Source organism: Psychrobacter sp. P11G5 (assembly GCF_001593305.1).
In the GTDB taxonomy this organism is placed as follows: domain Bacteria; phylum Pseudomonadota; class Gammaproteobacteria; order Pseudomonadales; family Moraxellaceae; genus Psychrobacter.
On sequence record NZ_CP012534.1, the window covers coordinates 17017 to 40963 of the forward strand.

General features: G+C 39.2%; 15 protein-coding genes, 3 pseudogenes and 1 other annotated feature. Of the genes and pseudogenes, 7 read left to right on the forward strand and 11 right to left on the reverse strand.

Features of this window, described 5'->3' with window-relative positions:
- The first annotated feature begins 103 nt into the window (after positions 1-103).
- From lspA to AK825_RS14135, 3 genes and pseudogenes are all read left to right on the forward strand, one after another.
- Positions 104-811: a signal peptidase II gene (gene lspA / locus AK825_RS14125; RefSeq protein WP_037026031.1), complete on the forward strand. Its 708-nt coding sequence runs from the start codon at positions 104-106 to the stop codon at positions 809-811.
- A gap of 363 nt (positions 812-1174) precedes the next feature.
- On the forward strand, positions 1175-1507 hold the full coding sequence (locus AK825_RS14130) for a DUF3817 domain-containing protein (RefSeq protein ID WP_227511554.1): 333 nt from the start codon (positions 1175-1177) through the stop codon (positions 1505-1507).
- 375 nt (positions 1508-1882) lie between these two features.
- Positions 1883-2473: pseudogene (locus AK825_RS14135) on the forward strand (recombinase family protein).
- A 405-nt stretch (positions 2474-2878) separates the two neighbouring features.
- On the opposite strand, the gene AK825_RS14140 reads toward AK825_RS14135, so the two are convergent.
- From AK825_RS14140 to AK825_RS14180, 7 genes and pseudogenes are all read right to left on the reverse strand, one after another.
- Positions 2879-4462: a Fic family protein gene (locus tag AK825_RS14140; RefSeq protein ID WP_082787299.1), complete on the reverse strand. Its 1584-nt coding sequence runs from the start codon at positions 4460-4462 to the stop codon at positions 2879-2881.
- Positions 4463-4768: 306 nt separating this feature from the next.
- Entirely contained in the window at positions 4769-5362 is a 594-nt protein-coding gene (locus tag AK825_RS14145; protein ID WP_011959997.1) for a recombinase family protein, read from the reverse strand.
- Positions 5363-6149: 787 nt separating this feature from the next.
- A protein-coding gene (locus AK825_RS14155; protein WP_149038736.1) for an IS3 family transposase occupies positions 6150-7315 on the reverse strand; the annotation gives its coding sequence in 2 pieces (ribosomal slippage) (positions 6150-7057 and positions 7057-7315; 1167 coding nt in all).
- A gap of 610 nt (positions 7316-7925) precedes the next feature.
- Entirely contained in the window at positions 7926-11069 is a 3144-nt protein-coding gene (locus tag AK825_RS14165) for an SIR2 family protein (protein ID WP_068039562.1), read from the reverse strand.
- Positions 11070-11445: 376 nt separating this feature from the next.
- Complete coding sequence (locus AK825_RS14170) at positions 11446-14547, reverse strand: type I restriction endonuclease subunit R (RefSeq protein WP_068039565.1); 3102 nt, start codon at positions 14545-14547, stop codon at positions 11446-11448.
- A complete protein-coding gene (locus AK825_RS14175) occupies positions 14540-15703 on the reverse strand; it encodes a restriction endonuclease subunit S (protein ID WP_068039569.1) in 1164 nt (387 codons plus the stop codon). Before AK825_RS14175 ends, AK825_RS14170 begins: the two co-directional genes overlap by 8 nt.
- Positions 15700-15960 (reverse strand): annotated as a pseudogene (locus AK825_RS14180) (N-6 DNA methylase); the annotation flags it as partial. The pseudogene AK825_RS14180 and the gene AK825_RS14175, both read right to left, overlap by 4 nt.
- 49 nt (positions 15961-16009) lie before the next feature.
- Between AK825_RS14180 and AK825_RS14190 the strand changes: the two are divergent.
- Positions 16010-17229, forward strand: a protein-coding gene (locus AK825_RS14190; RefSeq protein WP_149038742.1) for an IS3 family transposase whose coding sequence is annotated in 2 segments (ribosomal slippage) — positions 16010-16295 and positions 16295-17229 — 1221 coding nt in all. Because the reading frame shifts where the segments join, the coding sequence is not laid out codon by codon here.
- Positions 16285-16401 (forward strand) — a sequence feature (AL1L pseudoknot). (Overlaps the previous gene by 117 nt.)
- A 37-nt stretch (positions 17230-17266) precedes the next feature.
- On the opposite strand, the pseudogene AK825_RS14195 reads toward AK825_RS14190, so the two are convergent.
- The 3 genes and pseudogenes from AK825_RS14195 to parA form a co-directional block, all read right to left on the reverse strand.
- Positions 17267-18553, reverse strand: a pseudogene (locus tag AK825_RS14195) (type I restriction-modification system subunit M); the annotation flags it as partial.
- A 322-nt stretch (positions 18554-18875) separates the two neighbouring features.
- Positions 18876-19085, reverse strand: coding sequence for a plasmid partition protein ParG (locus AK825_RS14200; RefSeq protein WP_025652656.1), 210 nt, complete (start codon positions 19083-19085; stop codon positions 18876-18878).
- Between the two features lie 3 nt (positions 19086-19088).
- Positions 19089-19727 carry a ParA family partition ATPase gene (gene parA, locus AK825_RS14205; protein WP_068039576.1) on the reverse strand — a complete coding sequence of 213 codons (639 nt, stop codon included), beginning with the start codon at positions 19725-19727 and terminating at the stop codon, positions 19089-19091.
- A 460-nt stretch (positions 19728-20187) separates the two neighbouring features.
- On the opposite strand from parA, the gene AK825_RS14210 reads away from it, so the two are divergent.
- Entirely contained in the window at positions 20188-20412 is a 225-nt protein-coding gene (locus tag AK825_RS14210; RefSeq protein WP_058368516.1) for a helix-turn-helix transcriptional regulator, read from the forward strand.
- 156 nt (positions 20413-20568) lie between these two features.
- Positions 20569-20844 (forward strand): hypothetical protein, encoded by a 276-nt coding sequence (locus AK825_RS14215; RefSeq protein ID WP_068039580.1) that lies wholly within the window; start codon positions 20569-20571, stop codon positions 20842-20844.
- A 121-nt stretch (positions 20845-20965) separates the two neighbouring features.
- Here AK825_RS14215 and AK825_RS14220 read toward each other — a convergent pair whose 3' ends face one another.
- Complete coding sequence (locus tag AK825_RS14220) at positions 20966-21481, reverse strand: hypothetical protein (RefSeq protein WP_068039583.1); 516 nt, start codon at positions 21479-21481, stop codon at positions 20966-20968.
- Between the two features lie 288 nt (positions 21482-21769).
- Here AK825_RS14220 and AK825_RS14225 point away from each other — a divergent pair, with 288 nt between their 5' ends.
- The gene (locus AK825_RS14225; protein ID WP_068039586.1) at positions 21770-23923 is read left to right on the forward strand and encodes a MobA/MobL family protein; all 2154 of its coding nucleotides are present in this window, start codon (positions 21770-21772) and stop codon (positions 23921-23923) included.
- The last annotated feature ends 24 nt before the right edge of the window (positions 23924-23947 follow it).

Genomic DNA, 23947 nt, shown 5'->3' on the forward strand with positions numbered 1-23947 from the left:
GTAAGTGGAGCCGTTTATAAAAGTGGCGCGATTAATAGTCGTATACCAAAAACATATACGTTTAACATTGTTCATTGTATAAACACAGATAAAGAAAACAACTATGACTGAATCTACCGACAGATTAGATAGTACTAAATTGAATAGCGTTGAATCGGCTAGTACTAATATTGCTGACAATAAAGTACCTATAGCTGTGAGTAGTACTCATCAATCGATTGACTCTAAAACCATGAATCATACGCCTAAAGCTATGTACGTGACTTCAGGCAACTCGATAACACCTAAAGGTAAGTTGGATAAAATGCCAAAAATGGTTGCCAATGGCAGTCGCGCTTTTATCTGGTATTTGTTGGCGATAATGGTGTTAATACTTGATCAATGGACTAAGTGGTTGGCCCAAACCAAATTAGCGTTCAATGACCCCGTACCGGTCATTGAACCATTTCTCAACTGGACACTCGCTTATAACTATGGGGCAGCATTTAGCTTTTTAGCCGACGCTGGCGGTTGGCAGAAATGGTTTTTCTCAGGCTTAGCTTTTGTAATGGCTATCTTTTTAACGATTTATTTAATCAAAGCGCCACGTACAGCCAAGCTATTGTCTATGGGGTTGGCCTTAGTGCTTGGCGGTGCGATTGGCAACTTAATCGATCGTTTAAGAATTGGCAAAGTGGTTGACTTTATCCATGTGCATTATGCTGATGTCTGGAATTATCCTATTTTCAATGTTGCAGATATAGGTGTCTGTGTCGGTGTAGCGTTGATTATAATTGATATGATATTTTTGGAAAGTAAGCGTAATGAATAAACAAGTGAATATTGATCAGTACAAATAAAAAGAACTAGCGTCATAGCTGCTCTATACGGAAAGATACTTTTTATACTCAAGTGTGTTTATAAAAATGCGAACTGGAAGGTGATATATGATTAATACAAATACTCTCTCATTCTATATCCCAAAACCCAATGCATAATTGTATGCGAGTGAACGCAGGATGATTTTGAAGTGGCTAGACGAAGGCGTGACGTGCTAAGTGGTAGATGACAAAAACCAGTACTTCAAAGCTCTGGACAGGGCCATTATTATAAAGACATTGAATACCGCCTAAATTATTTATTGAAATAACAAAAGGATAATATAGTGTCACATGCTCAGCTAACTATCAAACAAATACATAATCTTAGAAAAAAACAAAGTGCCGCATTAAAAAGCCTTACCATTATAGGCTACCTAGAAGGCACCTCTTTCTTATTATTGCTCTGTATCGCCATGCCACTAAAATATATGCTGGACATTCCAGAAGGTGTGAAATACATCGGTATGGCACACGGTATATTGTTTATTACCTATATCATAATACTTATAGGCTCAGCTATCAAAATGAAAATGCCTCTTTGGGCAATACCTGCGGGCGTACTCGGCTCACTCTTACCTTTTGGCCCGTTTATATTCGATCATTTACTAAAAAAGAATTTACAGGAAAGTGTAAGTAAAGAAGCCTAGAACAAGCCCTGCTGCAAATGCTACAAACGTACCTTATTACTCAAGATTATTTTTCCTAACTAAATCACAAGCCGCCATCACTCATCATGGCGACAAATGAATAACATTGAGCAGAAATTAATCACAATAAAATTTTAATTCAGACCCAGTATGAATAATCTAACACTCTAGTCACTTTTCGAACTTATCTTACATACTATCGACAAACCCGTATTGTTTAAAAGCTAAACAGGTTTTGTCATCCGCGATGGATTTCCTATTATCCTAGGGTATACCCCAGGGGCACTATCAAAACAGGTCTCTTAATCAATTAATAGTCTACTTATAATAGACTGCAATAATGGAACTACTTATAACAGACTATTTTAGGTGTTTATGTTTATCAGAGCATAGAGCGCCAATCAAAGATCAAGATGCCAAGCGTGCCAAAAGTGAGCTCATATAGCTTGCTGCTGATCATGGTCACAAAATTGCCGCCTTCTATGTTGAAAACGAGTCAGACGCAACTTTAATACGTCCACAGTTAATGTAACTGATAAATGATGCCCATGAAGGCGATATAATTTGGTTGAGCAGATTGACCGCTTAGCACGTTTAAACCAAGCTGATTGGGATACTCTCAAAAGAATGCTATTAGAAAAGAAGCTGGCGGTAGTATCAGAAGAGCTACCGACCTCTTATATAACGCCTCAATCTGATAGCAGCATTGAATTTATGAGCAGCGTATTACAGGCCATCAATTCGATGATGCTTTATATGCTCGCTGCTATTGCTAGAAAGGACTATGAAGATCGACGTAACCGTCAGATGTAAGGTATTTCTCGTACTAAGGTAGAAAGTAAATATTCAGGACGTAGGAAAGATACCGAGAAGCGTAAGATTATCGCTAGCCTTCTGAAATCTGGGCGTAGTTATTCTGAAATACAAGCTACAGCTAAGTGCTCGCGTCATTTGATAGCTGTATAGCTAAATAAATACTCAAATACTCAAATACTCAAATACTCAAATACTCAAATACTCAAATACTCAAATACTCAAATACTCAAATACTCAAATACTCAAATACTCAAATACTCAAATACTCAAATACTCAAATACTCAAATACTCAAATACTCAAATACTCAAATACTCAAATACTCAAATACTCAAAATTATTTTGAGGATCTGTAATAACCTTGTCAAATAAAAATTGTCTGTTATCAAAGTTCCTCTAATATATTCTGTTTAAGTAAGAAAAATATTGATTACGTTTCAGGTGACAGTATTTTAGCCGAATCTTTTATAAACGAATCATTATCGTAACGATGACACAAATACTAGCTTGAGCTTGATTATTAAGGCAGACTTTCCTGCGTATAGCAGAGTTTGTTCTAACTATTCAAACCATTTGCTTCATCTTTAAATGTCTCTACAACCACAGAGAAAATATCGTCCCAAACCTCATCATTTGCCAAAAACGGATAATCTTTCAATAGCTTATTACTTTTAGCACCCTTATTCTGCAGCATGCTACGAATGATTCTATCGGCATAGCTGTTGGGCATCTCAATAATCTCTTTTATCGCCAGTCGTGCATGGTCATGTTGTCTTAGGTACTGTGACTCGTTATGCATCTCTTTTTCAATAACATGCGCAATCAGTCCTGATAAGTACTGAACATGAGGCGTCAGGTCCATAAAGCGCCATGCCGGTTGAATAAGGTGACTGTCTTCAAAATTTAAGTTTGAGCGAATACCATCAGGGTAAGTAATCGCTTGTTTATCAAAGCTGTAATGATCACGGATTTGCTCCATAAGTGGCACGGATACACGGTCTAAAATTTTATCATAGGCATGACGGTCTGAGGGATGCTCAGCGATGGCTTGCGATATAGGTAAGATAATCGGCTCATGAATGATCTGGTCGCGTCTGAGTACATCGTTAATTAGGAAGCGATGTACTCGGCCATTGCCATCCGCTAGCGGATGAATATACACAAAAGCAAAGGAAGCAACCGCACTACGTATCAGTGCCGATTGTCCCTCGGTCTTTTCCATAAATGCCTGTAACCCTTTGAGCTTTTCAGCAATGTCATCAGCAGGTGGCGCAATATAGTGCACAATCTCTTTAAAGCCATTGACCTGAGTATGCGACACAAAAACTGGAGATTGACGGACGCCATACTGCTGGATGACCGTTTTGCTACCAAGTATCTCTTGTTGCAACTCTGCTAGCGACTCAGGATCAAGCGGAATATCGCCCTTGCCGGTACGCCGTGCCATCACATCGGCGAAACGTTCAATACGTTTTAACTCTTTCCCTTCACCTTCTATAGTAAAACTGGCTTTACTCTCTCGTAATGTCATCCATACGGAGGCACGCATCAGTAAGTCTTGCCCAAATTCATCGTTCAGCTTGTCAACCATTGTGGCAATATCGAGTGCAGCGGCTTGCGTAAACAACTCTGTTTTCACCAATTGAGGACAGAAATGACGGGTTCCTGCAAGATTGTCATTGATACGCCAACGAGCATTCTTTATGACATGCGCAGGGCTTGAAGTAACCTGCTTCTTAGCATCTAGAGCATCCACATAGTTACCGCCTAAATTACTCGGTACTGCTAACTGCTGACCCATGAGCCACTCATACAAGAAAGCCATTCTACGGGCATAGCTGCCTGTCGGCTCAGCGTTTACCCATGCTTGTACGTCATCAGCACCTACCTGCTCAAATAGACGAACCAGTAACTCTAAATTCAGTACTTCATGACGCATGTGAAACTGTAAGTGCGCAATGATAGTGTCCAGTGGACGCGCGGTTTCCTGATAAGCGTTATGAATGACGTCACCGTCTTTATAGGTTTGTCTGCGCCCACCGATACTACTGCTGACATATAAAGGGGACACCAGCTCGATGCTGGCATAACGGATAAGCCATGCTGCGCCAATAGGGTCTGAAGTAGGGGTATTCATCATGAGGGGCTCAAGCGATTATAGATAAGCCATTTTGCAGAAAAGCGATTATGAATGCAATATAATGATTATAATGAAGCCTCATTGCATTAAATCGATTTTTATATGACGCTGTGATGTCTTTAGATAAAGATCGAAGGGCGTTTTAAGTGGGCATAATTGAACGAAATTGAATGATGAAAATACACCGTTCTTAACACAGCTACGTAGTAATAGAGTACCTATTTCTGCAAATAAAGCCTTCTTGCCTCGCGTGTAAAGCCTTATATATCAGCTGTTTATGAACAAAAATAAAATAAAATACCTCAGCTATGAGCCTGGCTTTAACACCCGGTAAACAGTAGCTACGCCAACACCAACTGCCTTAGCGATTTCCTCTTTTGTCATATTGCCTTGACTGTCTAATTCTCTAATACGATTGTGTTTCGTTGTATTAGGCTTCTTACCGGAGGGCTTATAGCCACTGTTAGCCAATCCCTGCTTGATACGCTCTCTACGCTTGTCGTTATCAAGCTTTGCCATCGTTGCTAATAAGTCGATCAGCATATGGTTAATCACTGTTAGGATCTCACCTGTCATGCCATTATTAACTGTATGCGTCGTTGGTAGATCAGCCACCACCAATCGCAAGCCTTTGTCTTTGATACGCTGCTTTAGAATTGCAAAATCATCTTGAGATAATCGGCTTAATCTATCCACGCTTTCAACCAGTAGAATATCGCCTTGCTCAGCGTCCTTTAGCAGCTTGGCTAATAATGGTCTATCGAGCTTTGTACCACTGAAATGCTCGACGTACTCAACATGGTTATCATCATAACTTGTACTGAAAGCCACCAAATCAGCCAATGCTCTGGTAGCGTCTTGATCCTTAGTGCTGGCTCTCACATAAATACGAACAGTCATAACCCACCTCTATTATTTAGACTTAATAATTAGTGCTCATTGATAATAACAAGATATTACTATCATTTAATAATATAAAAAAGTCTAATGATAGATAGATTATCATTTAAAGGTTTTATGTTTTGGGTATAGGCTAATGATAGGAAAAAAGCACAGCAACCAGTCCTATAATTCTAAAGTCTGTTATAGATGGTTCCATATTAACAGTCTATTTTGAGTAGTCTGTTAATATGTTTGAAGGGTGAGATAGCTGGTTCCGCTAAGGTATAGTCAAAGTTTCGTGTTATATATTTTGATAAGTTGAACCCAAAATATATGCTTTGATTTTGACATAATCAATTAGACAGTGCAGTTAATTTCGAGCTTAACTTGTGACTTTTTTAAGAGGCATAGTCTTCAATTCTATTTTTTTACATTCAAAAACTATTTCTGTATCACCTAATAAAAATAGTGAATGTAAAATATTACTATCAGGCGTTACGTCTACTTCATGTACCATTATGGTGATTGGTAATATACAACAATTGATATTAACATTTACAATATCAGAATAGATAATTTCTATTAAATCTCTACCTTGTCTTTGCTCGATCTTCAACGAAATTCTATCATTTTCTAAATCATAATAAATCGTCTTGATTATGCCCTTATTAAGCGTCTTCTCTCTATTATTTATTCCGTTTAAATCACTTGATAAAATCGGGCTTAACTCATCCCTACGTTTAAGTATCTTAGGAGCTATGACCCCTGCTGTCAATCCCGTAGAACTAAACTTGGGAGATTTTAGTTACGCAGCCTGACGATAAAAGTCAAACCACACCTGTCTTGGCGATTTATAGCCCAAACCCTTTTGAATCCTAGTCTGATTGTAATACAGCTCGATATATTTGATGATGTCAGTAATGGCTGTGAATCGTGTTTTATAGTCCTTATGATATATTAGCTCATTCTTTAATATGCCCCAGAAGCTTTCTATTGGCGCATTGTCATAACAATTGCCACGACCACTCATAGAGCCTATAAAGTGATGCTGCTTAATGATTTTGTGGTAGGCATGGCTACAGTACTGACTGCCTCTGTCTGAATGCACAATTAATCCTTTATTAGGTCGTTTGTTTTTGATTGCCATATTGAGTGCACGGCAAACCAAGTCAGCAGTCATGCGTTTGTTGATAGCATAGCCGACAAGCTCTTTGGTATATAAATCTTTAACGCCTGCCAAATACAACCAGCCCTCAGCAGTCCAGATATAAGTAATATCGCTTACCCATGCATCATTAGGACGGTTTGCATCAAACTTCTGATCCAGCACGTTTGGATAAACCAGCTTGTTATGATCGGAGTCAGTGGTGACTTTAAAGCGCTTGTGACGACGGCATTTAATGCCGTATTCTTCTTTGATGCTTCTAACCATATATTGGCTGATATCGTACCCTTGCGCTCTTAGGTGGGCATGCAGTCGATCTACGCCATAGCACTGCTTGGTCTGAGTATGAGCGACTTTAACCAGTAGTTCACACTGATTGCGATGTATCTGTTGGTCGCTGAGATCACGACCCAGCCAGTCGTAATAGCTTGATAACTTAACACTTAGCACGCGGCACATAGTGGTGATGCGAAAGAGGTGCTGGTTATCTTTGATGAAGGCGTACCTGACTAGCTGTGCCTTGCAAAGTACGCCGTCGCCTTTTTTAGAATTTCGCGCTCCTCTTCGGCTACTTTAAGCTGCCGCTTGAGCTGCTTTATTTCTTGAAGAGCACTCATAAGATCGGGATCATATTGTTCTGTGCCGATAAGCTTGCCTTGATTGGCTTTGTTCTGCCAGTTAGATAACGTTTGCATCGCTATGCCAAGTTGCTTGGCTGTGGCTGAAACATTACCGTTATTGTCTGCTATCTTTTTAACAGCTTCTGCTTTAAATTCGTCACTGTAGGTTCTTACTTTCTTGGTCATGGTAAACTCCTGTCAATACGCTTAGTTTACCAAGTTTAGTTGTACGGTTTCTTCAGCATAGCTCACTACTTCATCATAGTAGTACGTAAAATCCCAAGTATGCTCTCCATAAGAATTTACAAATTGTTTGATATATTTCATTATAACTATCCTTACATCTGACCCATGCCGTTAATCTCGTAGAAATTAACTTGGAAAATTTTCATCATATAGTTTGACTCCTGTATAGCGCGCCAAACCAGTGAAAGCACCTGATTAGTTCGCCATAGGTATACCAAAAACGAACTGTCGCGGAACCTTTATAATTTACCCCTCAAAAAACTGCTAACTGTAGAGGTGATGCCAATCCCTAATATTTTTATCATTGGATAGACTTCTTTACCGTTAAACAATTCTTGATCCTGAATTTATCAAATAAAAAAGCTATCATAGAAAATATTTTAATTTGTCGTAAATTCTGTGTTTGGCAGTGGGTTATTTAAATGCGTAGGTTTTATTTTTAATACATTTAGGTCAGCTATAGTCTTTGTTAGTCATAAATTTTAGGCCTCATATAGAGACGCTTTACGACTTTAAATGAACTTGTTTATACTCATGGACCCTATATTTTTTAGGTAGGTTTTACATTAGTAGCTGTAGGCCCAAAGTAATTGTAGCCTATATGAAAAGCTAACCTATCTCCTATCTGAAGTAAATCCCAGTTTTCATCATCAGCCATATTTATTTTATCAAAATAAATAGTCACATCTCTTTTATCTAAATCGATAAAACCATGTTGATACATAATTTTTGACACAGAGCCATAGTAAACTATATCATTATGTTTAATGGGATCTTTGTCGGAATCTCTAATTTCTCTTTTTATAATCGAGCTTGTTCTAGCAGATTTCAGTTTTTTGAAAACTTCTAGGGCTTGATTAACAGTTTTCTTATCGTTACTTAAAAATGCAAATCGAGCAAACCAAAACTGAGCTATATAATTGGAGTCATTTGGACTATAACTTCGTTGATAGTTATACGCTAATGTATCACTTAACACCTCAGTTTTACTATGCTTCCTTAACAATTGAGCATATTCAAAATAAAGTTTATGATTACTTCTATTGTCACCGATTGCTTCTTTTAGAATACTGACAGCACCATCATAATCCCCTTCTTCAATTTTAATTTGAGCTATTGTCATTGCTCTATCAGGTGTTCTTAGCCCTTGTTCATAAGACGCTTTAACCGCTTGTATATATCCTTCATAGTCTTTTAATATTTTTGTTAATTTTTTATCAAATTCATATGAGTAGGTATCTTCAGGAAATCTTAATTTAAAGTTCTTTATTGCATCTTGACATGAAGTAATTTTTTTCTGTATGTATGGTTTTGTTAAATCACTTTCATTCTGTAAATCATAAGATAATAACTTTAGATTCAAGTCTATACGTGCGGATGCTGAAAAAGAATTTTCTTTACCTTCAACATCAACCATTTGATTAATATAACTTATGGCTTCTCTGATATACTTTTCTTTTTTGGTTTCAGAATCCTCTAAATTTATATTGTCTTTATAGACCAAATACAAACTGTGTAAAATTGATGAGTCGTAAGGTTCTAATTCTTTAGCTCTAAGAAGTAGTTTTACGCTTTCCCTTAACCGATTATCTTTTATTCTGTGAAGATATAAAGCCATCTGTTGTAACAAATAAGCATTATCAGGTATATTTTCAGTCGCATACTCATAAACTTTTAAAGCATCAACAGAATTATTGAAAACTTCCTGCATGTTTTTTGCCTTCATTAACTGCTTAAAACATTTTTCATCAACGCTATAGGATATATTGATATACTTTATAATATCTAAATATTCATTAATTCTTAGATCTGGTGTCTTTAATATATATCGATCTACGATTTCAGCAATCTCAGGATGTCTAGATATATATTGTATATCATCTGAATGAGAGTGAACTGGGTAAATAATATTTTCTAATGGTTTAAGAAATCTGCTTCCAAACTCTTTAAAATCAATCTTGTGTATTCTTGATAATAACCCTGCTCTCACTGATATACCATATTTATTTAGTGTACAGATTGTTTGATATATGCTCTGCGCTTCTGCAGGTTGTACTCTATTAAATTCATCTAGAATAATATCCTCAAAACGCTTACCAGTTGTAATTTCATACAACGCTACAAGAAGGTGTCTTTCTGACTTTTCTTTTATGTATTTACATCTCTCTTCATGAGTTACAGTCTTTAAATAAGGACTCAAAACATCAAACTCTTCTAATTTCTTTAATAATAGGTCGATTTCATTTTCGGACATTCTATTTAAAGAATATGTTCTTGTACTAAGTTCATCAAGATTTTCACATTGCGTCCCCCAAATATTTGTTCTCTCACAACCAACTATAGTTATTTTTAATTTTCGCTTTCTAGCATCTTTGATAAAGTTATAAATATACTTTTTATTAGATTCTAGGTTATCCCAATATAAATAAATTCTTTCATCAGTTTTATTAGATAATTCTAAAATACTATCAATATCTGGTTCACCTCCGTGTCTTATCCAGAGTGGAATAGATGTTGTCTCCCGTAAAGATATCCAAGCTAACTGGCGTAAGAAAACAGTTTTTCCAGTTCCAGATGCGCCAGTTATGACAATAAACTCAACTGGTTCATCTCTTTCAGCTTCTGGTTTTTTGAAAGACTCTCTAATGAACCTCTCTTGTAAAGTTCTCTCTATTGCGAATTGTAAATGTATTCCCGACCAACCCTTAACATCACCTTTATAAAAATCTTCAGCTTTACAGTCACCAACAGGAAGATCCTCATAAACAAATTGGCAATCCGTTTCTAAGAGATTTGCTAAAGAGTGACTAGGTTTGTCATGAGTAATAAATAGACTTTGTATCGGATGATCGTTCTTTTGAAGAGCTAATGAAAGTTTTCTTTCATTCAGAGATATTTCTTTTTCTAAACACTCTAAAAAACCTTCAAACCCCATATTTAAAATCGTGATTTTTTTCTCTTCCCAAGCTCTAATCTCTGACTCTCTTGCACCAGGTTTGATAAGGTAATGTCGTTGACCTTGGGGTGAATCATTTCTAACCATCTTTAATATTGAACGGATATTTGAGTCTTGATTACTGTGACCTACGAATACTATAGGATAGCTAATTGCCATTTCATACAGTGTTTTTAGCATATTTTTTCTATTATGCTCAAGTGTATCATTGAAGTCATCTATAGTTAGAACAAATGGTAGATCGTTGTCACGTTCTCTAGTAATACATCCATGTAATTTAAAGTACTCCAATTGATTATCTTTTAACTTATGACTATCTTTGATATTTGAATCAGAGTAAACCACTGATAGTTTTTGTAATCCTTTAGGTCTATCTTGTCTATGGTTATATACTGACTCAATTAGAAGGTCATAGTTAGTTGTATAAAGTCTACGCCATCTAAATTCGGCTAATTTATAATGATAGTTGGCAGGTTCTAAATCTTCAAAATACTCCTTTATAAAGTCTTGAACATCAAAAAGAGATGTTTCAGATATCGAAATTTGTGCTACATAGGATAGAGCTTCATTTTTAAAACTTTCATCTAAAAATTTATCGCACAATAAGTCTCTAAGATCATTACCTAAAGGAATTTTTCGATTGTTTGGAAGTTTAGCGTCGTAGAGTGCTCCAGAGCCAAGTAGAAGAACTACTTCACCTTTTTTGGCTTTCTCAACTAATGATGAAGGTAGATTCACACTTGCTCCTTACATGTAAAATATAATAGATATAAAGTTATTTTTAGACTTAATGTGTAAGTCATATACTACGTTTTTGACAAAGAAACTAAATCGAGTAAGTTATTGTTTTCATTTCGAAAATTAGGCTCTAGACTAGTAAGTATTAAATAAAATCACTTAATTGATTTTAAAAGCGGATGCTTTAGGTTGTTATCTTTATTTCAACGGTCCTCACTCATACTCTTTGAAGTGAAGTAAATCAACCTTCGATATATTCGGGGCGGTTCAGCCGTTTATTTTGATAACTACTATAGACTATTCCAGCTTTTGTGTAAGAGCCATTTAGATTAACTACTTACACAAAATTTAGGGTATTCTTCTTTAATATCGACAATTATACCCTTCCGCCTACACCCTTAAACTTCTCAACAAAAGCTGATATTTTCTGAAAGACGATTTGTTTTTTAGTTAGGTATTGTGGATTAAGAGGACTGAGCTTAGGTAGAATCTCATTTAGCTCCGTACCATTCTCACTGGCGTACTCACGCTTTAAAGATGCCGTTATATAACGCTTAGCTGCCTCTTCATTAAGATTTTCAGCTGCAATCATATCTTGGGCTTCACGCTGCTGCTCTGTTTGAGCAAAGCTAAAGAAGGCCTCAATAATACTGGATTTATCAGGGATGTTATCCAAGTTAGTTTTATTGATGAAATCTACCACCAGGCTTTCTTTAGCGCGATTACCAAGGCTTGCTCGAATCACTCTGCGCACTTCTTCAACCAAGGCGGACTTATCCTTGGTATTCTTATTATGCTCAAAAATCAGCTCAAGGATGTAATCAAGGTTAATCTCTTGAGACTTAAGAAGATCTACCTCAAAAACCACTTCATCCCAGTCAAGCGAAGACTCGCTTTGATCCTTGGCGGCTTTTTCACGGCGCAGCCAATCACGTATGTCGTTATACGTTGATCGATAGTCTTGTATGGTGCGTTCAGCAGGTACATCGATGCTTTGCATGGCAGCAAGATCTTCATCCGTCAAATAGTGCTCAGCTTTGAATATTTCAACTGCCTCATCATCAGTAATATCTATGCTTTGAAGCGCTTTTAGGCTTGCAAACTCATCATAGTTTTGTAAGATGTTCTCGACACGTAAATACTCACTAAATAACTTAGCAAAGTCCTTTTTGTCTGCCTCTTTGACGATCTCATCAGGGTTAGGAAAGCGTTGCTGCAGCTCCTTAATCACTTCCAAATAGCCACGTCGTGCTTTTCCTGTCGCAATATCGGTAAAGCCTTCTAGATACTCCCTATAGCTTTTTTCTAACACCACGTTCTTAGTATTTCTATCCCCAAATAAGGTGATGGCATCAATGGTCGCTTGCTCTAAGTCACGAAACGTCACGATATTGCCAAAGGTCTTAGTGGCATCATAAATGCGGTTAGTACGTGAGAACGCTTGCATCAGTCCGTGATAGCGAAGGTTTTTATCAACATAGAGCGTGTTTAAGGTCGGCGCATCAAAACCTGTGAGGAACATACCGACAACAACTAGTAAATCTACTTCCTGCTTAATAACGCGTCCTGCAAGATCACGGTAGTAGTTTTGAAAAGACTTACTGTCTACGCCGTAATTGGTCTTAAACATCTCGTTGTAATCATGAATAGCACGGCTTAAAAACTCTTTAGCACTGCTATTCATGGCTGTTGGCTCAAAGCTTTCATCAGCAATATCACCGATTGCGTCTTGTTCTTCATTGGCAGCATAGGAGAATATGGTGGCAATTTTTAAGGGCCTCTCGCTGTCCTTTTGTAGCTGACTCAAGGTTTCATAGTAAGCCTTTGCTGCGTCCACACTACTAACAGCAAACATGGCATTAAAACCTTTGCCGTTTCCTTTTAAGCGATGGGTTTTTTGCCTAAAGCTTTTTAAAACGTACTTTGAGATCTCTTCAATACGATCAGGGTGTAATAACAATTGCTTGTTTTCAGCAGCTGTAAGTTTCTTCTCATCTTGCTCGCTTTCAATGGCTTGAAACTGCGGACGTACATCATTGTAGTCCACCTTAAACTTCAAGACCTTCTCATCACGAATGGCATCAGTGATGACGTATGAATGCAGTTCATGGCCAAAGACACTGGCAGTCGTCTCTGCACCCAAAGCGTTCTCTGGGAAGATAGGAGTACCTGTAAAACCAAACTGATAGTATTTTTTAAACTTCTTCTTTAAGTTCTTTTGTGCTTCACCAAACTGGCTACGGTGTGCCTCATCAAAGATAAACACCACTTGTTTATTATAAATGGGTAAATCAGCCTCACCTTTGATCAGGTTGTTTAGCTTTTGAATGGTGGTAACAACGATTTTATTATCATCTTTTTCAAGGTTACGCTTGAGTCCTGCGGTACTGTCGGAGCCATTGACGCTATCAGGGGAGAAGCGCTGGTACTCTTTCATGGTTTGATAATCAAGATCTTTACGATCCACCACAAAAAACACCTTATCGATGAAAGGCAGTGATGTTGCTAGGCGGGCAGCTTTAAAACTGGTTAAAGTCTTACCTGAGCCTGTGGTATGCCAAATATAGCCGCCACTCTCAAGAGTGCTCCACTTTTTGGCTTGATAGGCACTGTTTATCTTCCATAAAATACGCTCGGTAGCGGCAATTTGATACGGACGCATCACTAATGAGGTATTACTCACATCAAAGACGGTGTAATGCATGAGCACGTTTAATAGGGTGTTTTTTTGAAAGAAGGTCGCGGTAAAGTCTTTTAAATCTTTGATTAAGGTATTGTCTGATCGCGCCCAGTTCATGGTGAAATCGAAGCTGTTTTTATTGCGCTTGGTGGTATTGGCAAAGTAACGGGTATCGGTGCCATTTGAGATAACAAACAGCTGTAAATATTTATATAAGGAGTTATCGGAGTTAAAGCTCTCTTTGCTGTAACGATGTACTTGGTTAAATGCTTCGCGAATGGCAATACCACGTTTTTTAAGCTCAATTTGCACAAGCGGCAAGCCATTGACCAAAATAGTCACATCGTAGCGATTGGCTTGTGTGCCCTTTTGGGCAAACTGCTTAATGACCTGTACTTTGTTACGTGGGATGTTTTTTTTGTCCAGCAGGGCAATGTTCTGCAAATGCCCATCATCAAAGGTGAAGTCATAGATGTGGTCATCATGAATCTTTCGAGCTTTGTCCGTGATGTTATCACTAGGATTATCAAGATACTCCATCACAAAACGCTGCCACTCAGCATCTGTAAACTGTACATCATTTAAGATTTGCAGCTGTACACGTACGTTAGCCAGCATCGTTTCAGGCGAGTTTAAACCAGGGACAAACTCATATCCCTGGTTTTGTAAGTCTTTGAGTAGTTCACGCTCTAGATCGTCTTCAGTCTGATACCCCCCATCAGGCTGATCGCACTTGGTATATTTATTTAAAACGATAAAATTATTCGATTCAGCAATGGTTTTTGTTTGGTCAGTCATGAGCTACTACCTCAGGCTTAGGGAAGCTTAAAAGCTGGTCACGATAATACTCATATTGCTGCTGACGTAGCGCTATTTCACGCGGGAGGCCTTCAGTAAGCGAAGTGGTTAGAGCATCAAATTTATCGAGAATAGAGACGATGCGTTTTTGCTCGGAAATAGGCGGGGTGGGAATTAACATTTTTTTTAATTGGCCAGCTGTGAGCAATGGTTGTCCAGCTCCTTTAGTAAAACGGTTTAAGTTGATATATACCAAGTAATAATATAAAAACTTTAGGACAATACTGTCTTTATTTTGAACTATCAACGTATTATCTGAAACGTCATACTCGCCTGTTGCTATATTTACACGTCCAGCGTTAGCACCAACTCTAGCCACTAAAATTTGTTCCTTTTCATACACCTTGGTATCTGTTCTTCCAATAATCCCTGTTGAACCGAAGACAGGATAAAGCCCTAACTCAGACTTAATTTTATTCTTACCGGAAGAAATACTTTCGCACACTTCTCCTAGCTCCTTCCACTCAACCTCCCTCTCTTCAAACGTCAGCAACTGCTCACGATAGTACGCATACTGCTGCTGACGTGCTGTAAGTTCTGCTGTAAGTTCTGCTGTAAGTTCGGTAAATGTGTCTAAAATTCGGACGATTTCGGCTTGGATGTTTAGGGGAGGGATAGGGATTTGGAGTTCTCTAAACCCATTCATGTCCACTGAGGCAAAACTAGATACTGTTGTGTTATTTTTGCACCACTCAGCCAATAGGAAGCCGTAATAAAAAATAAACTTCATATTAAAACGATTAGTATAAGCAGGTTTCAAAGATAAGTTAGTGAACCTTTGATTTGCCAAAAAAGGAACGGTCACTAGGGCATGTTCCCCAATTGTTGCAGATGTTGATATTATAATCGAGTCAGCTGGGAATAATTTCCCTCCTTTGACGGCAGATTTAGAGACTTTTTGTAGGGAGTCGTTAAGAATTTGGCCGTTCTCACGGATATCATCCATTCTAAACCAAGGGATCTGACCGTTTTCCCAAAACTCTTTTTTTGATTTTGATGGGGTATAACCATTTTTTAAATTGAAAATCTCTGATAATTTCTTCCACTCAACATCAACCCCATCAAGTAGCTTCTCTATATAACCTAACTGACTCATGCCTCAATCTCCGCAACGATTTTATCGATATCAGCACGCAGCTTATCAATCTTAGCGACTGTCATTTTAAGCTCACTATTTAAAGTTTTAATATCAATAACCTCACGCGTATCTTCTGCCTCTACGTAAGCACTTACCGATAAGTTATAGTCATTTTTAGCAATAGTACTGTTATCAATATTGGCAGACAAATAATCCGTATCTTCTTTAGTATCAAACAACGTCATGATCTGCTCGATATGCGCATCAGTCAGTATGAACCGCCCCGGGATTGTCGGAGACTCAACATTCTGAGAGAATACGACAATGAAAAAACAAACCTACACTCCTGAGATTAAAGAACGCGCCGTTCGCATGCTGATAGAAGCGTTGGGCGACTATCCCTCCACATGGTCAGCGATTCAAGCCATTGCCCCTAAGATTGGCTGTACGCCTGAAACCCTGCGGTCGTGGCATAAAAAACACATCGATCAAACTATTCCTGCATCGGTGCAAGCGCAAAGTGATAAAGAGCGCATCAAGGAGCTTGAACGCGAATGCAGAGAGCTCAAGCAAGCCAATGAGATCATACGTAAGGCTGCCGCTTTTTTCGCCCAGGCGGAGCTCGACCGCTGACTAAAATCATGATTCAATTCATCGACGATCATAAGAATAATTATGGGGTCGAGCTGATCTGTAGAGTATTACCGATTGCCCCATCAACCTATCACCGTGCTAAAGACTTGGAGAGCTACCCTGAAAAACGCTCACTGCGCAGTCAGCATGACGACTACTATCTCAGCGAGATTAAACGCATCTGGCAGGACAGCAAATGCCGTTACGGTGCGCGTAAAGTATGGCAGCAGATGAAAGCTGACGGGTTAAAGGTTGCTCGGTGTACCGTAGAGCGATTAATGAAGCAGTATGGCCTACAAGGCGTCTGGCGTGGCAAAGGCAAGATTACCACCAACAGCCGTGACGACCAAAAGCGCGCTGATGACTTAGTCAATCGTAACTTTAGCGCTTATCGTCCTAACCAGCTGTGGGTTGCAGATTTTACCTATATCAAGACGACAAGCGGCTGGGTCTATACCGCTTTTATTATTGATGTGTTTGCCCGTGCTATCGTTGGTTGGAAGGTATCTAATCGTATGAACACCGATATGGTGATGGCGGCTTTAAATCAAGCAATAGCAGATAGAAACCATCCCAAAGATGTCATTCATCACAGTGATCGAGGGGTTCAGTACTTATCCATTCGCTATACTGATAAAATGACGGATTCTGGCGTGATTGCCTCTGTTGGTACAACAGGCGACTCTTATGACAACGCATTGGCTGAAACGGTCAATGGGCTTTATAAGTCTGAGGTGATTCATTATTTAAAGCAAAACTGGACTGGTGTGAACGATGTTGAACTGGCAACCCTTGAGTGGGTGGACTGGTTTAATAAAACACGACTGCATAGTACGATTGGTTATGTGTCACCTTTTGATTTTGAAAAGCGGTATTATGATAATTTAACCCTGTCAGGCATCGCTGCCTGACTCAAGTAAATCACTCTCCGATAAAGTCGGGGCGGTTCAGTACGTTAGTATTGGTCTCTGACTTAAACAGCTTACTGGCATCAATAAACTGCGTCTTACCCTCTGTTTTGTGCTTTGATAACACTAAGATATTAACCGAGATACTGGTTCCAAAGAATAAGTTGGGTGCTAAGGAGATTACCGTCTCTACATAGTTGTTATCTACCAAATACTGACGAATCTTTTGTTCAGCACCGCCGCGATAAAAGATACCAGGGAAGCAAACAATAGCGGCGCGCCCCTTACTCGATAAGTAATTTAAAGCATGCAGCACAAAAGCAAAGTCCGCCTTTGATTTAGGGGCCAATACACCCGCTGGTGCAAAACGCTCATCATTAATTAAGGTCGGATCATCACTACCAATCCACTTCACTGAATACGGCGGATTCGAGACAATCGCATCAAAAGGCCTATCATCCCCAAAATGCGGTTCTAGCAACGTATTACCAAGCTTGATATTAAACTTGTCGTAGTTCACGTTATGTAAAAACATATTCATACGTGCAAGGTTATAGGTGGTGTGGTTAATCTCTTGACCAAAAAACCCCTCTTCAATAATGTGATTATCAAAGTGCTTTTTAGCTTGCAGCAATAAAGAGCCAGAGCCTGCAGCTGGATCGTAGATTTTGTTAACTGTCTCTTGTTTATGCATCGCAATTTGAGCAATCAGTTTAGACACGCTTTGAGGGGTGAAGAACTCACCGCCTGATTTACCGGCATTAGCCGCATAGTTTGAGATCAGATACTCATAAGCATCGCCAAATAGATCAATCTCACTGTCCTCAAACTGATGCAGCTTAAGGCCTGCCACCCCTTTAAGCACCGCAGCTAATCGAGTGTTCTTATCCGCGACCGTATTACCTAATCGGTTACTGGTGGTATCAAAATCAGCAAACAGCCCCTTAATATCAGGCTCAGACGGGTAGCCATTGGCCGAGCTTTCAATCTCTTTAAAAATAGCGGCCAAATCCGTATTTAAGTTCTCATTTCTATGCGCATTGGCAGCCACGTTAGAAAACAGCTGACTTGGGTATATAAAATAACCCTTAGTCTTAATCGCATCGTCTTTAATATCATCAGTAATCACCTCATCAGGAAGAGCGGCATAATTAACACTCTCATCCCCTGCCTCAATATAACTGGAGAAGTTTTCACTGATAAAGCGATAGAACAAAGTCCCCAACACATACTGTTTAAAGTCCCACCCATCGACTGAGCCACGAACCTCGTTTGCAATTTGCCAAATTTGTCGATGCAGTTCCGCACGTTGTTGGGTACTTGTCATGATGAAAATCCTATAGGAATAATGATGGGGCTAGAAGCCCCTTATGTTTTGTGTAACTTAAATCGTTATTGAGTACGCTTTGATTAAGAGCAATATACCTTAGCACTGCTAACCGTTTTTGGTTCTATTATATGGTGCTGATATAGGAAACAGTGCTTGTTTTGCCATGGGTATTTTCTTTACAGCTTGCTTCTGCGTCTGTCTTAAGAAAACAAGCATCTGATGATACTAGTAAGGTGCACAGCGTTCGACGATATGTATAATTTTTTGAGTTTTTTATACATATCCTTTTTATAGGTATAGAAAAACGAATTTTTTATACCTATCGCTCAACCAATTTTTCCTCAATCATTTCAGTCAACAACTCAGTCACCGTTTTTCGACTTTCAAGCGCGTACCGTTTGAGCGCAATGTGCTTATCTTCATCTAAATTAAAATTCACACGTACCGTCTTTTTGGGACTGTCCGTCACATCCGATAAAGCCAATTGATCCTTAACGTTCTTACTAGGACGACCTGCTGATAAACTCATGACTTACTCCTCACCAAAAAATATTTGAATCTCACTGACCAATGCGGTTATCTCTTGTAACGCATTGCTACTAGGCGATTCGGTATCAAATACTGTCTTACCAAGGGCGGCACTATTAGGATAAGCAACTCGCTGCATCACTCTGGTCTCTAATACCGGAAGATTATAATCAAGCAGCGCGGTTGCAACCTCTTTACCAATATTGGTATTTTGAATGGCGCGTGAGACGACAAAGGCTGCCTTTAGTTGGCCATCCATCATTTCAATACGCTGCTGCACTAAATCAACCAAATCGCTAGTCGCCCAGATATCATAGGGACTCGGCTGCACCGGAATCAATATAAAATCAGCCGCTTTTATAGCAGAAATAGCCAGACTAGTAGCTTGCGGAGATCCATCGATCACCACATAATCTTTATCAGAGACGCTTTTTAAATCTTTATCAAGTGTTGGTCTGTCGAGCCCGATCACTGGTACCGGATTGTCTTCATCAACCGCTCTCCAGTCACGCGCACTGCCCTGCTGATCGCTATCTACTAGCAGAACACTATGGCCTTTTAACTGTAAGCCACGAGCCAGATGCGTTGCGATGGTAGTCTTGCCGCTGCCACCTTTTTGATTTAATACCGCGATTACCTTCATAAATACAGATCCCTGTAGCATGCATTGAATATATAAGTATATAAGTATATAAGTATATAAGTATATAAGTATATAAGTATATAAGTATATAAGTATATAAGTATATAAGTATATAAGTATATAAGTATATAAGTATATAAGTATATAAGTATATAAGTATATAAGTATATAAGTATATAAGTATATAAGTATATAAGTATATAAGTATAACTAAAAACGTACGTCACATCACTATTAATAGCAATACTTCATAGTAAAAATAGCATCGCCTTTTCTAACTAGCGTATATCCATCATGATAGACGTCCTGTATCAAAGACAGCATAATAAACTGCCTATTACTAGGCAAATTGCGCTATTGGATACCAATTTGAGCTACTAAAAGGAATACTTTAGCCGCTCATATTCGTTATAATCCGTTCACCAATCAAAAACTACTAATCGTTAATGAGGAAACCACTATGGTGAAGTGTCACTTATCGACCATCATGGGCGAAAGACGCCTTAAAATTGCCGATGTCGCAAGAGATACTGGTATCAATCGTGGCACCATTACTCGCATGTATCATGAAGAAGCCACCCGAGTTGATCTAGATGTCATCGAGTCTTTATGCACGTATCTTAGAATCAATGTTGGTGATTTATATGAAATTATAAATGAGGACAGCAGTGAAACGCCTGAGTGAATACCCTCGCTCATAAGACATTATCACCTTTAGACGCATAAAAAGACCTTTAGAAGGTCATTTTCTCTTGCAATAGATTAAAATATAGGTATAATTTGACCTGTAGTAGGTCATTTTATCCATTATTTACATACAATAATCTATAGGAGAATATCTATGAACACTAATTTATCGCGGCTCAACAGCTGCACATGGTTTAGTGAACAGACTAAAGCTTTAGCCTCTCAGCTGTTATTCAGCTTACAAATACAGCAGGGCGTACAACTGGCATCATTACTTGGTGTTGACTCTATCCTTTATAATGATGAAGCGATTTATGTCTGGGTGCAACGACAGCTAGATGACGGTCTTATGATTGATGATTATACGTTAAGCACCCTTGAAACCGCCTTTATAGAGTTGGTCACAGCTCATACTGACCAAGCAGCATAATCGTTTTAGATTAAAAAGGCCTCTCTTATGACCGATAGAGCTTGATATTTATTGCCTTAATAGCCAGTTGTCACCATCTGGCTATTTTTTATTAGCCGATACCATATTTATTGTCACGCTTTTAACGATGATAATTTTGGTGACTGCCCTGATCAGAATAATCTGTCTCACCCAAAGAAAAATCTAGTGGACTCCTATCGGTCGTGCTCACAAATTTCTCTGGTTGGCTCTGTTCCGTAGCATCAACTTTCATTTCCCCTTCCTCATGAATAGCTTTTTGACTCTTCTCTTTTTGTTGAATCTCAAATGAATCCTCTTCATCGCCTAAACCTATATCACCGCCTAAACTTTCAATCATGCTTTTGAATAAAAACTTATCAGATTTTCTCGTTAAAAAATCTGGAAAATGAATCGCAAAATACTCTCGAATCATCTGCTCACTCTCACCATCAGTTGCCAATACCTGACCTAAAAATGCCCCCATTAGAATCTTCTGCTTGTTTAATCGTTTATCCAGCTTCACCTGCTGAACCTTAGCTTGGCGTTTTAACTCTTCTAACCGTTGTCGCTCTTTTAGCTCATTAGAGTCTTGACTATCAAAAATAGACACAGGCGCTTTATTATTAGATACTGACATCAGATTTATCCTTATCAATTAAATTTTACTCAGCATAGCAAGCACCTTACTATCGTTCAATCACTTGTGGTAAGCTTTAACACAATTACATCCGAAACCTTAGATAGCTTAGTTTATTATTTAATGGTGGCGTCCCCCTGACTAAGGGCGAAGTAACGACTCAAAATTCAATCTATCCACTTCGTTACTATTCTTAATTTTGAATCCTTCTTCGTTGGGGAAACCCCAAACCCCGCACACCACAAAAAACCGTGGTGTGCAAAAAGCAAAAATAGCAGGTGACTCTTTATGACGATGGTACACATTGCAACAAAGGCGATTTCTCGAAAAGCAGGACAGTCGGCAGTGGCGTCGGCGGCCTATCGTGCTGGCGATGTGCTTGATGATGCCAAATATGGCAAGACCCATGACTATAGTAAAAAGTCTGGTGTGATGAGTAGCGATATCGTTTTACCATTTTCATTAAAGGCGCTGGGTGTGAGTGTGGATCGGGAGACGCTTTGGAATACCGCTGAAGCGGCAGAGACACGTTCGGACAGTCGGGTGGCACGTGAGTGGCTGATTAATTTGCCGTATGAGTTAGACGAGTATGATCGGCATCAGCTGGCCATAAACTTTGCCCAAAAGCTTTGCGACGATATGGATGTGATTGCGGATGTGTGTATCCATCGTCCGGTGATGAAATTGCCTTTTGATCCTAATGTACCGCCAAGCTCTAAGTATTTGCGTGAGGGTGAGGAAAACCCTGATCCCCGTAATTTTCACGCGCATATTTTAGTCACTACTCGAGCGCCTACCGTTGGACCAAATAAAACCTTGGCATTTGATCCAAAGCTTAAGACCCCGTTTGAGTGGTCCAATAAAAAACGTAAGGCGCATGATCTGCCGTCATCGATGCAGGAGATTAAGCGTATTCGGGAGATGTGGGTAGATACCGCCAATAAGGTATTGGCCGAATACCATCTACCGCTGATGGATGCGCGCAGTTACAAGGATCAGGGGCTTGATCAGCAGCCCACCATTAAAATGGGCGTGGAAGCAACGGCCATGGAGCGCCGAGGCATCACGACCGAAAAAGGTAATACCAACCGCGCCATCAAAGCACGTAATAAATTGGTGGCTGAGAACCATATCAAACAGGAGGCAGACAATGAGCGACGAATTAGCGCACTTAGAAAAGGACTTGCTTGGGCAACTGAGAAAAATGCAAGACTACCTGGCAGCATTGGAGGCACAAAACGACGAGCTGACTTTGCAAAACAACTCTCTAGAAGCTCAGAACCTCACATTACGTACTGCACAGAACAAAATAATAGAACAGCAATTCGAGTTGACGACACAAAACGATGCGTTGAAGACGCAAAATCAGGCATTGCTTGGGCAGCTAAACGATGCGAAAACCTACCAAAGTGGATTAATGGCACAGACGAAAGAAGCCAAAAAGCAAAATACAGAGTTGAGCACTCAAAACAATGGGTTACTGCAAACACAAAAAGAGCTACAGACAGCGAATCAATCGCTCAGGACATCCATCAAGGTATTGCAGAGCGAGCAAAAGCAGCCCCCAGCCCCTTCGATGACGCAGCACGACGAGCAAGAGCTGCTCGACTTGATCGACAGCAAGGACAAATTGATCGAGACACTCGAGAAAACCGTCACAAAGATGAGAGAATCTTTGAGTATGCTGAACGTATGAAGCTGCACTTAGCCATGCGTTTAATTCAACGCCATCACAATTCAATGGCAATCAGCTGGGCACAAGGAGAAACGATAGAGGATGCCCCTGATAAATTTGATAAGCGTCAAGTTGCGATACTTAGCGAGTTTGCAAAGCGCCTTGGTATTGAAGATAAAGATAAAGCGCTAGGGTTTAGAGATCACTTACAGCAAGTGGGCAAACGTTTTGATTACACGCTAGTTGAAAATAACAAATCCATTATCAAGCTTTTGCGTGATCCTAAAGCTGAACGAGAGCAGTATCTGGCACTTATTAAGCATTTTGAGGACTTTAGGGACGATATTGATCAAAAGCGTGCGACATTTAATACTAGTATCATTGACAAGCTAGGCGGTAGCGCAGGAGAGGTTGGCAGAATGACTCGGGACACCATGTCATCGTTCAGCTATATAGAAGAATTAATGGATTACATCAATCAGGATAACTACCCAGCTGAGGCAAGGGAGGTTGCTAAAGAACATTTAGCAGATATCTTGGATAAAACCTGTCAGCAATTCAAACTTGCGTTGCGTGATGTTAATTCCTTACCAACAACCCAGCGTAAAACCTACTCAGAGGCTCTTAAAGCCACTTTAGAGACGTTTACTGAGCGATATGGTAAAGAGTTGTCTGAAAGCCAACACAAAGCGATACAGAGCGGTTTAGAGTCCTATCAGCATCAAGTGAGTAGAACTAATACACCCAGTCGAGGATTTAGTCCTTAATCTAATCCTCAAAAGAACCGTTAC

Excerpts from the sequence above, each read along its gene's own strand:
- lspA (WP_037026031.1), top strand. The coding sequence starts at position 104 with ATGACTGAATCTACCGACAGATTAGATAGTACTAAATTGAATAGCGTT.
- AK825_RS14140 (WP_082787299.1), bottom strand. The coding sequence starts at position 4,462 with ATGATGAATACCCCTACTTCAGACCCTATTGGCGCAGCATGGCTTATC.
- AK825_RS14145 (WP_011959997.1), bottom strand. The coding sequence starts at position 5,362 with ATGACTGTTCGTATTTATGTGAGAGCCAGCACTAAGGATCAAGACGCT.
- AK825_RS14170 (WP_068039565.1), bottom strand. The coding sequence starts at position 14,547 with ATGACTGACCAAACAAAAACCATTGCTGAATCGAATAATTTTATCGTT.
- AK825_RS14175 (WP_068039569.1), bottom strand. The coding sequence starts at position 15,703 with ATGAGTCAGTTAGGTTATATAGAGAAGCTACTTGATGGGGTTGATGTT.
- AK825_RS14200 (WP_025652656.1), bottom strand. The coding sequence starts at position 19,085 with ATGAGTTTATCAGCAGGTCGTCCTAGTAAGAACGTTAAGGATCAATTG.
- parA (WP_068039576.1), bottom strand. The coding sequence starts at position 19,727 with ATGAAGGTAATCGCGGTATTAAATCAAAAAGGTGGCAGCGGCAAGACT.
- AK825_RS14210 (WP_058368516.1), top strand. The coding sequence starts at position 20,188 with ATGGTGAAGTGTCACTTATCGACCATCATGGGCGAAAGACGCCTTAAA.
- AK825_RS14215 (WP_068039580.1), top strand. The coding sequence starts at position 20,569 with ATGAACACTAATTTATCGCGGCTCAACAGCTGCACATGGTTTAGTGAA.
- AK825_RS14220 (WP_068039583.1), bottom strand. The coding sequence starts at position 21,481 with ATGTCAGTATCTAATAATAAAGCGCCTGTGTCTATTTTTGATAGTCAA.
- AK825_RS14225 (WP_068039586.1), top strand. The coding sequence starts at position 21,770 with ATGACGATGGTACACATTGCAACAAAGGCGATTTCTCGAAAAGCAGGA.